Annotated in this window: 14 protein-coding genes and 1 pseudogene; 6 read left to right on the forward strand and 9 right to left on the reverse strand. The window is 62.4% G+C overall.

The genetic code is table 11. The annotated features are described in order from the left end of the window. Both AACZ55_RS12480 and AACZ55_RS12485 read right to left on the reverse strand, forming a co-directional pair. Window positions 1-1,029, reverse strand: a 1,029-nt coding sequence (locus tag AACZ55_RS12480) for a recombinase family protein (RefSeq protein ID WP_339646537.1), incomplete at its 3' end; no start/stop codon positions are given. 40 nt (window positions 1,030-1,069) lie between these two features. After that, window positions 1,070-1,714 (reverse strand): annotated as a pseudogene (locus tag AACZ55_RS12485) (magnesium chelatase domain-containing protein); the annotation flags it as partial. Between the two features lie 302 nt (window positions 1,715-2,016). Between AACZ55_RS12485 and AACZ55_RS12490 the strand changes: the two are divergent. Then, window positions 2,017-2,379: a response regulator gene (locus AACZ55_RS12490; protein ID WP_338608363.1), complete on the forward strand. Its 363-nt coding sequence runs from the start codon at window positions 2,017-2,019 to the stop codon at window positions 2,377-2,379. Between the two features lie 158 nt (window positions 2,380-2,537). Then, the gene (locus AACZ55_RS12495) at window positions 2,538-3,377 is read left to right on the forward strand and encodes a GH25 family lysozyme (RefSeq protein ID WP_338608364.1); all 840 of its coding nucleotides are present in this window, start codon (window positions 2,538-2,540) and stop codon (window positions 3,375-3,377) included. A 22-nt stretch (window positions 3,378-3,399) separates the two neighbouring features. On the opposite strand, the gene AACZ55_RS12500 is transcribed toward AACZ55_RS12495, so the two are convergent. The 4 genes from AACZ55_RS12500 to rsmI form a co-directional block, all read right to left on the reverse strand. Further along, window positions 3,400-4,035, reverse strand: a complete 636-nt coding sequence (locus AACZ55_RS12500; protein ID WP_339646538.1) for a MarC family protein — start codon at window positions 4,033-4,035, stop codon at window positions 3,400-3,402. Window positions 4,036-4,106: 71 nt separating this feature from the next. Then, complete coding sequence (gene gshB / locus AACZ55_RS12505; RefSeq protein ID WP_339646541.1) at window positions 4,107-5,048, reverse strand: glutathione synthase; 942 nt, start codon at window positions 5,046-5,048, stop codon at window positions 4,107-4,109. 23 nt (window positions 5,049-5,071) lie between these two features. Beyond that, window positions 5,072-5,458, reverse strand: coding sequence for a YraN family protein (locus AACZ55_RS12510; RefSeq protein ID WP_339646544.1), 387 nt, complete (start codon window positions 5,456-5,458; stop codon window positions 5,072-5,074). Further along, window positions 5,427-6,311 (reverse strand): 16S rRNA (cytidine(1402)-2'-O)-methyltransferase, encoded by an 885-nt coding sequence (gene rsmI / locus AACZ55_RS12515; protein ID WP_339646546.1) that lies wholly within the window; start codon window positions 6,309-6,311, stop codon window positions 5,427-5,429. Before rsmI ends, AACZ55_RS12510 begins: the two co-directional genes overlap by 32 nt. A 134-nt stretch (window positions 6,312-6,445) precedes the next feature. Here rsmI and AACZ55_RS12520 point away from each other — a divergent pair, with 134 nt between their 5' ends. Further along, complete coding sequence (locus AACZ55_RS12520) at window positions 6,446-7,687, forward strand: penicillin-binding protein activator (RefSeq protein ID WP_339646549.1); 1,242 nt, start codon at window positions 6,446-6,448, stop codon at window positions 7,685-7,687. Here the strand turns inward: AACZ55_RS12520 and hemW are convergent. From hemW to rph, 3 genes are read right to left on the reverse strand one after another with little or no spacing between them, the layout of a single operon-like run. Beyond that, entirely contained in the window at window positions 7,684-8,835 is a 1,152-nt protein-coding gene (hemW, locus tag AACZ55_RS12525; protein ID WP_338608370.1) for a radical SAM family heme chaperone HemW, read from the reverse strand. The genes AACZ55_RS12520 and hemW overlap by 4 nt on opposite strands. Next, window positions 8,832-9,464, reverse strand: coding sequence for an RdgB/HAM1 family non-canonical purine NTP pyrophosphatase (gene rdgB, locus AACZ55_RS12530; protein ID WP_339646551.1), 633 nt, complete (start codon window positions 9,462-9,464; stop codon window positions 8,832-8,834). The genes hemW and rdgB overlap by 4 nt, the downstream gene beginning before the upstream one ends. Then, complete coding sequence (gene rph / locus AACZ55_RS12535; protein ID WP_338608372.1) at window positions 9,461-10,180, reverse strand: ribonuclease PH; 720 nt, start codon at window positions 10,178-10,180, stop codon at window positions 9,461-9,463. The genes rdgB and rph overlap by 4 nt, the downstream gene beginning before the upstream one ends. Before the next feature lie 232 nt (window positions 10,181-10,412). Here rph and hrcA point away from each other — a divergent pair, with 232 nt between their 5' ends. The 3 genes from hrcA to AACZ55_RS12550 form a co-directional block, all read left to right on the forward strand. Next, window positions 10,413-11,501 (forward strand): heat-inducible transcriptional repressor HrcA, encoded by a 1,089-nt coding sequence (gene hrcA, locus AACZ55_RS12540; RefSeq protein ID WP_338608373.1) that lies wholly within the window; start codon window positions 10,413-10,415, stop codon window positions 11,499-11,501. A 113-nt stretch (window positions 11,502-11,614) separates the two neighbouring features. Next, window positions 11,615-12,244 carry a nucleotide exchange factor GrpE gene (gene grpE, locus AACZ55_RS12545; RefSeq protein WP_339646555.1) on the forward strand — a complete coding sequence of 210 codons (630 nt, stop codon included), beginning with the start codon at window positions 11,615-11,617 and terminating at the stop codon, window positions 12,242-12,244. Window positions 12,245-12,443: 199 nt separating this feature from the next. Next, window positions 12,444-12,702 (forward strand): Hsp70 family protein (locus AACZ55_RS12550; protein WP_339646558.1); only part of this gene is annotated, 259 nt, incomplete at its 3' end.

The raw sequence follows: 12,702 nt of genomic DNA on the forward strand, positions 1-12,702 counted from the left end.
ATGGGGGTCAATATTGGACGCCGATTGGGGGTCAATATTGGATGCTGTTTGACAGTCGACGATAGTCATCCCGCTGCCGCAGCTCCCGCACTGTGCGATGCCGCGCAGGAGATTCCGATGACTGTCGCTTGTCCGGCCGCGACCGAAGCCCCTCGATTTCGCAGCGCTTTGGGCGGCGAAGAACGTCTGCTCGTCGACCACGGCGGGGAAGTAACCATCGATCGTCTGCGCGCCGCCTGCGCCACCTGCAAGCTTCGCGAGTGGCTCGAAGCGACCGAGAGCAGCAGGATTGCCCAAGATCTTCTGGATGTAGCTGTCGTGCCAGCGGCTGCCAGTTTTCTTGCCGACACCCCAGGTTGGCACCTTCGCCTCATTAAGGCGCTTCGCGATCGTCCGGCGCCCAAGTCCTTCAATCGTGTCCGCAAAGATGCTGCGGACGATCTCTGCACGATCCTCAATGACTTCGTATTTGCCCGACTTTGGACCGCCGACGAGCTTAAGCCACCCCGGGCAAATCGCGGTCATCGCCTGCCGATCCTCGACAGCGCGGCGGCGCTTTTGCTCCCACGCCCTCGAGATGCGCTGTGATTTCGTCCTCGATTCGTCGTGAGCGCGAGCCATCACGGCGAGACTTATGACGAGCGGGGTCCAGTCAGCGCGGAGGCGTTCTTGGCTATATTCCTGGCCATCACTCAAGGTGACCACGGTGACGCCGGCGCGGATGAGATCGAACAGCCGTGCGGCGGCATCGAGGACAGCTTCACGCGACAGCCGGTCGAGGCTCTCAACGACAAGGTAGGAACCTTGCGGTACTTCACCTTGCTCGACGAGGTCGAGGAACGCGCGCAGCGCCCCGAATTGCGCATGCCGACCTTTGAACGCCGAACGGCCGAGATCGCGGAGGGTGTCATCAAGTTCAAGGCCGCGCTCAACACACCAACGACGTGCGGCTTCAAGCTGCCGCCGCAGGCTGTCGCCCTTCGCCTGTTCGGGGCTGGAGAATCTAATGTAGCTGTAGGCTTTCGTCATGCACATATGACAGCGCATGCTTGGACATTTGTAAACATGGTATTAAGAAATTGTGCCCGCCGGCGGCGGCGACTTCGAGAGCGCGGCGCGCCACCTCCTGGCCACGAATATCGGCGAGATCGGGGCCGGTGGCATTGGACAAGGCGCGGATGGGCTGGGGTCGGGCCGCCATCTGCCGTCCTGCCAGATGATTGACCAGCGCAAAAAGCGTGTCGATGGCGACGATATCGATATTTTCGCCGGCCCAGGCGGCTTCCGCGCCGCAGGCGGCCGGGCATATGATGCCCAGATCGCGCGCATTGGCGGCAATGGCGGCGGGAAGGATGCCCGTGACCGGCGAAACGCGTCCATCGAGCGCCAATTCGCCCAGCACCATGAAGCGCTCCAGCATATCGCCGGGGATGGCGCCCATGGCAGCCATCAGCCCCAAAGCAATGGGCAGATCGTAATGACTGCCCTCCTTGGGCAGATCGGCCGGGGCGAGATTGACCGAAATATGCTTGGCCGGCAGCGCCAGACCCGAGGCGATCAGCGCGGCGCGCACCCGCTCGCGGCTTTCGCCCACCGCCTTGTCGGGCAGACCCACGATATTGAACCGGGGCAGGCCGGGCGAAATCTGCACCTGCACATCGACCGGCACGGCTTCGATGCCCAGAAAGGCTACTGTGGTGATCCGCGTTGCCATGCCGTCCCCTTGCATGGGTGAAAGTGACCCTGAAGCTAGCAAGAAACAAAAGCAAGAACAAGAACGTTTAGCGAACATGCGTTGACCGCATGGGCGATCACCAAGCTGTGCACGGCGCACAACGGAACGGATGGGTGACGGCGGCATTGGTATGGCGAACTGACCGGGTCGATAGCCGCGCCATGTGGCTCCAGTCCCGGCCTATTATCAACAAGCAGATCGACGCGAACGAGGGCGCGGCCGATGGGCCGCTGCCTTGTTTTTCGTTCAGGCGGCGATTTGAGATTTTTGGAGACCACACGATGTTACAGAGAAAGGACGCCCCGCTCATCCTTGTCGTCGAAGACGAGCCTCTGGTTCGTCTCGATATCACGCTGGCCATGGTCGATGCCGGATTTTCCGTGATCGAGGTGCCCGACGCCGAACAGGCTCTCGAACTGCTCGAGACGCGCGGTTCGATCGGGCTGGTGTTTACCGATGTCGAATTGGCCGGTGCGCTCAGCGGGTTCGATCTGGCCAACGCTGTCAAGGAACGCTGGCCACACATTCCGGTGCTGGTGACGTCGGGCCGCGCTGCCCCGCGTGCCGATATCGCCGACAGTTTCATTGCCAAACCCTACGACACCAGCGCGGTCATTTCCCAAGCACGGGCACTGGCCGCCTGATCCACAGGCTGCATGGCCGGATAGAAAAATCTGTGCCCCGGAGGCCACGCTTCCGGGGCTTTCGGTTTTGTTAACCAGGCTTGTGAGGGGAGCGTTAAGGAGAATTGGGTCAATACAATTTGAGATAGATTTTCCCAAATTGCCGAGTTTTCCGCTCCATGCCCCTGCCGCGTTTTTTCCGCTCGCCCAAGCTGACCAAGACGATCCTGCCGCTTGCGGCCGGTCTCGCCCTCGTCGGGGTGCTGGCCGCCTGCGGGGCCAATTACTATCCCGCCAAGGGCGACAACAAGCCCCATCCGGGCGTGGCGCGCGCCCATTCGCTGCCCATCCACGGCATCGATGTATCGCGCCACCAGGGCAATATCGACTGGCGGGCCGTGGCGCAGGCGGGAACGCGCTTTGCCTATATCAAGGCCACCGATGGCGGGGACTATCTCGACCCCAATTTCCGCACCAATTGGGATCGGGCCCGGGCTGCCGGCATTCCACGCGGGGCGTATCATTTCATCTACTGGTGCCGTCCGGCCTCCGAACAGGTTGCCTGGTTTGCCGCCAATGTTCCGGCCGAAGCCGACGCGCTGCCGCCGGTGCTCGATCTCGAGTGGAACAATGGCTCGTCGTGCAAGCACGACCTGACCCGCGAAGAAGTGCTCGACAAGGTGCGCGTTCTTCTGGCCGGCATGGAGGCCCATACGGGCAAGGTGCCGGTGATCTATACCGACATCAATTTCCACCGCGACGTGCTTGAAGGGGTCCAGATCGATAACCCGATGTGGCTGCGTTCGGTGGCCGCCGAGCCCCATGAGCGCTATTCGAACCGCCCCTTTACTTTCTGGCAGTACACACAGACCGGAACGGTGCCGGGCATCCGCACGGAAGTGGACCGCAATGCCTGGTTTGGGTCGGAAAGCGACTGGATTCAGTTCTTTTTGACCGGGTGCGACCCCCGCACCTATATGCGCCTCGCGGGTCAGGGCCGGTGCGCGCCGCTCAAATAGTTTTTTCTGGAAACGCTCCGAATCAGCCCGATCCGCCCAGAATCCCGCTGCTGCTGATGCCGTCGAAAACGAATTGGACGGCCAATGCAGTCAGAAGAATCCCGACGACACGGGAAACCACGGACATGCCGGTGAGGCCCAGAATGCGCTGAATGGGAATGGCGATAAGAAGTGCCAGCCAGGCGAGGGCGAGAGTCGCGACAAGCGCGGCGATCACGATCCAGAATTCGAGATCGGTGTTGGCACCGGTGGTCAAAAGGATCACGGCCGAAATTGAGCCGGCCCCGGCCAGAAGCGGCATGGCAAGGGGAAAGACCGAAATATCGGTCCGCGACATCCCTTCTGCCTCTTCTTCGGACGTGGTGCCGGTGGCGCCCGAATGGCGGGCAAACACCATGTCGATCGCGATCAAAAGCAGCAGGATGCCGCCGGCCACCCGCAGGGCCGGCAGGGTGATGCCGAAGATTTCGAGGATGGCGTTACCGGCAAAGGCAAAGAACAGCAGGATGCCGGTGGCGATCAGAACGCCGCGCGAGGCGAAGACGAAGCGCTGTCTGGCGGTATTGTTGCGCGTCAGTCCGGCGAAGATGAAGGCGATGTCGGCAACGCCGATCGTCGCAAAGAAAGTGGCAAACGCCACGAGAAAATTGCCCGACATCGTCCCGGCCCCCAATGTGCCGCTGTTCCACGTGAATCAGCGTCGACCATACCGGGGGCCGAAGCGCTTGACTACCGGCGGCTTTCGATGGCGTCCCAGACCATGACCGCGATGTCGGGACCGCCGAAGCGCTTGACCTCGCGGATGCCGGTGGGGGAGGTCACGTTGATTTCGGTCAGATAGCCGCCGATCACGTCGATGCCGACAAAGATCAGGTCGCGCTTTTTGAGTTCGGGGCCGATGATCTCGCAGATCTCGTGCTCGCGCGCCGTGAGCTCCGAAAGCTCGGGCCGCCCCCCCACATGCATGTTGGATCGCGACTCGCCCTCGGCGGGGATGCGGTTGAGACCGGCCACCGGCTTGCCATCGACCAGAATGATGCGTTTGTCGCCCTTGCGCACATCGGGAAGATAGCGCTGGATCATGAAGGGTTCGCGGAAGCTCGCGTTGAACATTTCCAGCAGCGAGCCGAGGTTCTCATCGCCCTCGCGGATGCGGAACACGCCGGCGCCGCCATTGCCGAACAGCGGCTTTAAAATGATGTCGCCGAATTCTTTGCGGAAATCGCGGATCTCGGTTTCATCGCGCGTGATCAGCGTATCGGGCATCAGCTCGGGGAAGCTGGTAACGAGGATTTTTTCGGGCGCATTGCGCACCTCTTTGGGGTGATTGACCACCAAGGTCTCGGGATGCACCAGCTCGAGCATGTGGGTGGTGGTTATATAGTTCATGTCGAAGGGCGGGTCCTGGCGCAGCAGGATCACGTCGAACGTGGTCAGATCGGTTTTCCGCCAGTCTTCGAGCTTGAAGTGGAGGCCCTTTTCCCTGTCGTCGACTTTGACCCTGTGCACGCGCGCCGTCACCGTGCTGCCGCGCTGGGCGAGGGTGGAGGGCGTATAATAAGACAGCGTATGACCGCGCGCCTGTGCCTCGAGCATCAGAGCAAAGCTGGAATCGCCAGGCGGGTTGATGGCGTCGATGGGGTCCATCTGTACGGCGACGGAAAGGGACATGAAAAGATCCTCAAAGAAAAGCGTCAGGCGGTAAAGGCATTGACCAGATGGTGCGGCCAGCGTCCCGGTGCAAGCGTTATCACGTCGAAACGGAAATCATAGGTTTGATAGGCGGGGTGCGACGACTGAAACCATTCGGCGCAGCGCACGATGCGGGCGGTGTTGACCGAAGCGAGCGCCTGGTCGCGGGCGAGGGCATTGCCGGAGCGCTGCTTGACCTCGATGAAAACCACGGTGCGGCCCCTTCTGGCAACGATATCGATTTCGCCGACCGGGGTTTTGTAGCGCGTGGCAACGATACTGTAGAGCTTGAGACGCAGCAGCCAGCCCGCAAGCGTTTCCGCCGACCGCCCGGCGCGCTCGGCCCGGCGGCGCGGATCAGGCTTTGGCCTTGAGGGCGAGGGCGGCATCGTAAACCTGTTTGCGTTTGAGACCGAACTGGACGGAGATCAGATCGACGGCGGCGCGTAGCGGCATCTGGGCCATCGCTTCGTCCAGCGCCGCTTCCCAATCGCCACCCGCCTGTGGTGCTGTTCCGTCCGAGCCGGCAACCAGGATTACGGCTTCGCCCTTGGTCTCTTCGGCAAAGGTTTCGGCCAGATCGGACAAAGTGCCGGTTTCGAAGCGCTCGAAGCGCTTGGTGAGTTCGAGCGCCACGACCGCCTGCCTCTCGGGGCCAAGGGCTTGGGCCATGTCAGCCAGCGCCGCACCGAGGCGGCGGGGCGATTCGTAAAACACCAGCGTTTCAGGGCGAGCGATGAGCGGGGAGAGCGCATTGGTGCGCTGGCCGGTCTTGGAAGGCAGAAAACCGAAGAACGCAAAGGAATCGGTAGGCAGGCCCGCGCCGGTGAGCGCAGCCAAAAGAGCCGAAGGGCCGGGCACGGGAAAGATATCGATGCCGGCTTCGCGCGCCGCGCGGACCAAGGGAAAGCCCGGATCGGACAACAAGGGGGTTCCGGCGTCCGAGATCAAGGCGATTGCCCTGCCTTGGCCGATCTGATCGAGGATCGAATCGATGCGGGCGCGTTCATTGTGCTCGTGCAGAGCGGTGCGGGGGGTTTTTATGCCATAGGCATCGAACAGCCGGGCCGAATGACGGGTATCCTCGCATAAGACGAGATCGGCTCCGGCCAGTATATCGAGGGCGCGCAGAGTGATGTCGCGCAGATTGCCGATCGGGGTGGCCACCGGATAGAGGCCGGGCGCCGGGCTTTGAACGAAGACGCGGTGGCCCGATATCTGGTAGGATTTGTCCTGGCTCACGCTTGCCCCTTGGATTGACGCCCTTCTTTTACCATCGCAAGGGGGTTTGTCGAGGCGGGCGGTGGTTCTGTCCGGCGCGAATCAGAGACAGGATCTACGGCGGGGCACAGGGAAAGGGAGTGGGGTTGCAGCACATGTGGACACGGGCACTGTTGAGCGTTGTCCTATTGTTGGCGGTTGCCGCCTGCTCGACGGGCCAGACGGGCATGACGGCCCCGGGCCTTGCCCAGCCCACCGCTCCAGCCGGGCCGGTGCTGGCGCCGGCGCAGGGTGAAATCATCGGCACCGGGCCTGTGCGGGTGGCACTGATCCTGCCGCTTTCGGGCAACACGGGAGCGGTCGGGCGGGCCATGCTCAATGGCGCGCGGCTGGCCATGGACGAAACCGTCCGGACCGGAGGCCAGCACATTCATGTTGTGGTCAAGGATTCAGGCCCCGGCCCGGAAACGGCGCGCACCGCGACCCAGCAGGCGCTGGCCGAGGGGGCCGAACTGATTCTGGGTCCGTTGACCGCCGATGCCGTCGGGCTGGCGGGCGCGATCGCCAAATCCTACGACACCCCGCTGATCGGGTTTTCCTCCACTGCGAGCGTGGCCACCGATGGGGTCTATCTGCTTAGCGTATTGCCCGAAGCCGAGATCATGCGGGCCCTCACCTACGCACGGGCACAGGGCCGCAACACGATTGCCGCGATCATTCCCGATACCCCACTGGGCAACGCTCAGGCCGACGCTCTGCGACTGGCGGCAGGAGAAGCCGGCATGCAGATCGTTGCGATTGAAATGTTCGATGGCGAAGCACGGGCCCGAACCGCCGTCGAACGTCTCGCCCCGGCCATGCGCTCCAACCTGGTCGATACGCTCTATATTCCCGATCGCGCCACGGCGCCCAGTTTCGGCATATTGCTCGATGCGGCCCGGCTGCCGCGTGAGCGGGTGCTGATCGTGGGATCGGCAGACTGGGAGGGTGACGCAGCCATTCTCAACCAGCCCTTTCTGGCCGGCGCTGTCTATCCGGCAATCGATCCGGCGGGGCTTGAGGCGCTGACGCCGATCTATCGTTCGCGGTTCGGCGGCGAGCCGCATCAGTTGACGACCCTGGCCTATTCGGCGGTGCTGCTTGCCAACACGCCCAGCCTGAGCCTTGCAATGCCACCTTACGGGACCGGTCTGGTTTCACCAGCAGGGTTCACGGGGCGCGACGGGCCGTTCCGGCTCCATTTCGACGGGCGCGGAGAATATGGGCTGGTCATGCGGCAAGTGGGCGCGCAAGGCGCCGTCACCATCGACGCAGCCCGGCTGGGCGGCCTGCCGCTGGCTTCGAGCGGCGGAGCGAGCATTGATGCGGGCATTCCGCCGGCGGCGGAATTTCGCTAGGCGGCCAGATCGGCCACCACCGCATCGAGCACCGGCCAGCCCTTGTCGGTCACCCGCAGGCGGCCATTGGGAAGGGTTTCGATGAAGCCGATGGATTTGAGGAAATCGATCTGGGTGGCGGTGAGCGCGCGGCGGGCGAGGGCCTGATAGCGGGCCGGATCGATGCCTTCACGCAATCTCAGGCCCATGACGAGATATTCGTCGCCTTCCTCGTCCCAGGTCAGGGTATCGTCGGTGACCAGCCCATCGCCGGTCTCGATGACCTTTTCCCACCATTTGAACGGCATTTTTTCCGCCGCCGTGGCGTGGCGGGCGCCGCCCATGATCAGCCGGCCATGGGCGCCCGGGCCGATGCCGGCATATTCGCCATAGCGCCAATAGATCAGGTTATGCCGGCTTTCCTGACCGGGGCGGGCGTGGTTGGAAATCTCATAGGCGGGCAGACCGTAGGACGCCGTCAAGTCCTGGGTCATTTCGAACATGTCGGCGGAAAGGTCTTCAGACGGCATTTTCAGTTTGCCGGCGTTGAACAGGTCGAAATAGCGCGTGCCCGATTCGATGGTGAGCTGGTAGAGCGAAAGATGGCCTTCCGAGAGCGCCAGGGCCTCGGTGAGCTCGTCTTCCCACTGGCCCAGCGTCTGGTCGGGGCGGGCATAGATGATATCAAAGCTCGAGCGATCGAAGATCGATTGCGCCAGCCGCACGGCGGCCACCGCATCCTCGACCGAATGCAGCCGCCCCAGGCGGGCCAGCGGCTCGGGGCGCAGCGATTGTACGCCCAAAGACACGCGATTGACCCCGGCGGCGCGATACCCGCGGAAGCGCTCGGCTTCGACCGAGGTGGGGTTGGCTTCTAGGGTGATTTCGACCGTGTCGGCGACCTGCCAATTTTTAGCGATGGCATCAAGAATTGTGCCGACCGAAGCCGGCTTCATCAGCGAAGGCGTGCCGCCGCCGAAAAATATCGATTCGACCAGCCGCTCGGGCGCCCGCCGCGCGGTGGTCTCGATCTCTTTAACATAAGCGCTAACGAAGCTGTCTTCGTCGAACTTGCCGTGGTGAACATGGGAATTGAAGTCGCAATAGGGACATTTGGCCGCGCAGAACGGCCAATGGATATAGATCCCGAATGCATTATTGGCGCTCAAAGCACGTCCTTCACGAATTTGGCAAAGGCGCGGGCGCGATGGGACAGGCCTTCCTTGCCAGGGGCCCAGGAATGTTTTTCCTCGGCGCTCATCTGGCCGAACGTTTTCTCATATCCATCGGGCTTGAACATGGGGTCATAGCCGTGCCCCGAATCCCCGACGGGCGGCCAGACCAGCGTGCCGGGCGCCAGCCCCTCGAAAATCATGTCGGTACCGTCGGGTAGGGCGAGGCAGAGGACGGCATTGAACTGGGCCGTGCGTTGATCGGGCTCGGTCGCGCCCTTTTCGACGAGCAGATCCTGCACCTTTTGCATGGCGTTGGTGAAATTGCGCGGCACACCGGCCCAGTCGGCGGTGTAAACCCCGGGCTGGCCGTCGAGCGCGTCGACCGAAATGCCCGAATCGTCGGAAAGGGCGATCTCGCCTGTGGCTTTCGCGGCTGCATGGGCTTTGAGGCGCGCATTCTCGATGAATGTGGTGCCGGTTTCTTCAGGCTCAGGCAGGCCCAGATCGCCGGCCGAGACGATATCGAGGCCGAAGTCTTTCAGCATGTCCTGAAATTCGACCAGCTTGCCCTTGTTGTGGGTGGCCAGAACCAGCCGGTCGCCGCGCTTGAGCCTGATGGTCATGACGCCCCCAACACGGCGCGCTGGAGTTCGACCAGTTCGGCGATGCCTTTCTGGGCAAGCCCGATCAGTTCGGCCAGCTCCTGGGTGGAAAAGGGCTCGGCTTCGGCCGTCCCCTGGATTTCGACGAACTTGCCCGAGCCGGTCAGAACGAAATTGGCGTCGGTATCGGCCTCGCTGTCTTCGAGATAATCGAGATCAAGCACCGGGGTGCCGCGATAGACACCGCACGAGACGGCAGCCACATGGTCGCGGATCGGATCGCCCTTCAACAGCGAGCGTTCCTTCATCCAGAAGACCGCTTCCGAGAGTGCAACAAAGGCGCCGGTGATCGACGCTGTGCGCGTGCCGCCATCGGCTTCAAGCACGTCGCAGTCGAGAACGATCTGGTTTTCGCCCAAAGCCTGCATGTCGACAACGGCACGCAGGGAGCGCCCGATCAGACGCTGGATCTCCTGGGTGCGGCCCGATTGTTTGCCCGCGGTCGCCTCGCGGCGGGTGCGCGAGCCGGTGGCACGGGGCAGCATGCCGTATTCGGCCGTCACCCAACCAAGACCCTGTCCGCGCCGCCAGGGCGGAAGCGAGGTCTCGACGCTGGCGGTGCACAGAACGCGGGTGCGCCCGAATGCAACGAGGCACGAGCCCTCCGCCTGCGGCGCGACGCCCCGTTCAATCGTTACATCGCGCATCTGATCGCTTGCCCGTCCGCTTGGCCGCATAAAAACTGTCTTCCCGGTGTCTGTTGGCTGATATGGTTACCAGCCTCTTAACCGTTCGAGAAGGCCGGAACAAGCGCGCCTCACTTGGCGGTACCCTGGTTTTCTCCTACTTAGTTAATGGCAATCGAAACAAAGACAGCTTGCCGCGCCCCGGCATGGCATCTTGAGTGGGTCGCGCGGTCGAACCGAAAAAACCTGCAACTTTTTCTGACCGCGCTCCGGAATGGTGAATATGGACAGAAACACGATAAATTCGTCAGAATTTTTAGAGGCACTTTCGACACGCAGTCAGGACATCTTCCGGCGGCTGGTCGAGCGTTATCTGGAAACCGGCGAACCCATCGGGTCGCGGGCCATTTCCAAGATGCTCGACATGCAGCTTTCCCCGGCCTCGGTGCGCAATGTGATGGCCGATCTCGAGGAGCTGGGCCTGATTGCCGCGCCGCACACTTCGGCGGGGCGGGCTCCCACCCAGGAGGGGTTGCGGTTTTTCGTCGACGCCATGCTCGAAGTGGGGGCCGTGGACGAAACCGAGCGCGACCAGATCTCGCGCACCGTTTCGGGTGGAAGCCGGTCGGGACGGGTCGAGGACCTGCTCAACGAAGCGAGCGCCCTGCTTTCAGGCCTTTCGCACGGCGCGGGCATGGTCATTGCCGCAAAGGCCGACATGGTGCTCAAGCATGTCGAATTCGTCCGGCTCGATCCTGAGCGGGCCATGGCCATTCTTGTGGGAGAAGACGGACAGGTCGAAAACCGCATCATCGCCCTGCCGCCGGGGCTGACGGCGAGCGCCCTGACCCAGGCGTCCAATTTTCTCGCCCATCATATCGTGGGCAAGACGCTGCAGCAGGCGCGCGATTCGATCCGCCAGCAATCGGAAAACCAGCGCGCCGAACTCGATGCCATCGCGCAACGGCTTGTGGATTCCGGGCTCGCCTCGATGATCGAGGCCGATACGTCCGCTCCGACGCTGATCGTGCGGGGCCGGGCCAACCTGATCGATGACACGATGGCGTCCGACGATCTGGCCCGGGTGCGCCAATTGTTCGACGAGATCGAAACCAAGCAGGGGTTGATCGATCTGTTGAACGATGCGGAAACCGCCCAGGGGGTGCGCATCTTTATCGGTTCGGAAAACAAGCTGTTTTCGCTCTCGGGCTCGTCGGTCGTGCTTTCGCCCTACAAGGACGCCAATGACAAGGTTGTGGGGGTGCTGGGGGTTATCGGGCCGACACGGCTCAATTATGCGCGCATCGTCCCGGTAGTCGATTACACGGCGCATGTGGTTTCAAAGCTGATTTCGCGAAAGGGCGAGCTTTAGGGCCTGTCAGGCTCGAGCTTTGATTTGTCGGCTTTTTGCCACGAGGCTTGAAAAATTTCCGCCCTTGGCCGATATGGCAGCCAAGCTTAATTTCCCCAATCGTTGAAAGAGCAATGATGAGCGACGACAACACGACGCCAGAGCCGAACGACGACATCGATCCGCGCCCCGACGCCGAAGAGGCCGAAGCGGTTTCCACCGAGCCGACGGCTGAAGAGCGCATTGCCCAGCTCGAGGCCGAAAAGGACCAGCTGCGTGACCAGGTGCTGCGCACCGCCGCTGAAATGGACAATCTGCGCAAGCGCACCGAGCGTGAAGTTTCCGACACGCGCTCTTATGCCATTGCCGGGTTTGCCCGCGACATGCTGGTGGCCACCGACAATCTCTCGCGTGCCCTTATGGTCATTCCCGCCGAATTGCGGGAAAACGCCGACGGGACACTCAAATCCCTGATCGAGGGGATCGAGATGACCGAGCGCGAAATGCAGCGGCTCTTGCAAAAGAACGGCGTGACACCGATCGTGGCGGAGGGCGAAAAGTTCGATCCCCACCGCCATCAGGCCATGTTTGAGGTGCCCGATGCCTCGGTGCCCGAGGGCACTGTGGTTCAGGTGGTCCAGACCGGATACGCCATCGGCGAGCGCGTGTTGCGCCCGGCCATGGTGGGAGTCGCCAAGGGCGGCAACAAACCGGCCCCCAAACCCGACGCCGAACCCGGTGAAGGGCTCGACACATCGGCCTGACAAAATTTGATGCAAAGCGGGGGGCGTGCTTGAAGGGTCCTCCCCCCCTCCTTATATAGCCAGCAAGCCCGGGAAACCGGGCCAAATCCATCCCCCAGAGGGGTCCGGCACGACCGATCAATGCGATGCCGCAACGTGAATGGGCGCGTTGAGGGGTCAGGGCCAAATTTAGGACTCGCTCGAGAAATGAGGTTTCGGAATGGGAAAAGTAATCGGTATTGACCTGGGCACGACCAATTCGTGCGTCGCCGTCATGGACGGCAAAACTCCTAAAGTGATCGAGAACGCCGAAGGCGCGCGCACCACACCCTCGATGGTGGCCTTTTCGAACGATGGTGAGCGCCTCGTGGGCCAGCCGGCCAAGCGTCAGGCCGTGACCAATCCCGAAGGCACGCTGTTCGCCGTCAAGCGCCTGATCGGGCGCCGGTTCGAAGACCCGATGGTCACCAAGGACAAGG

Origin of the sequence: uncultured Pelagibacterium sp. (genome assembly GCF_963972885.1) — a bacterium.
Lineage (GTDB): Bacteria > Pseudomonadota > Alphaproteobacteria > Rhizobiales > Devosiaceae > Pelagibacterium > Pelagibacterium nitratireducens.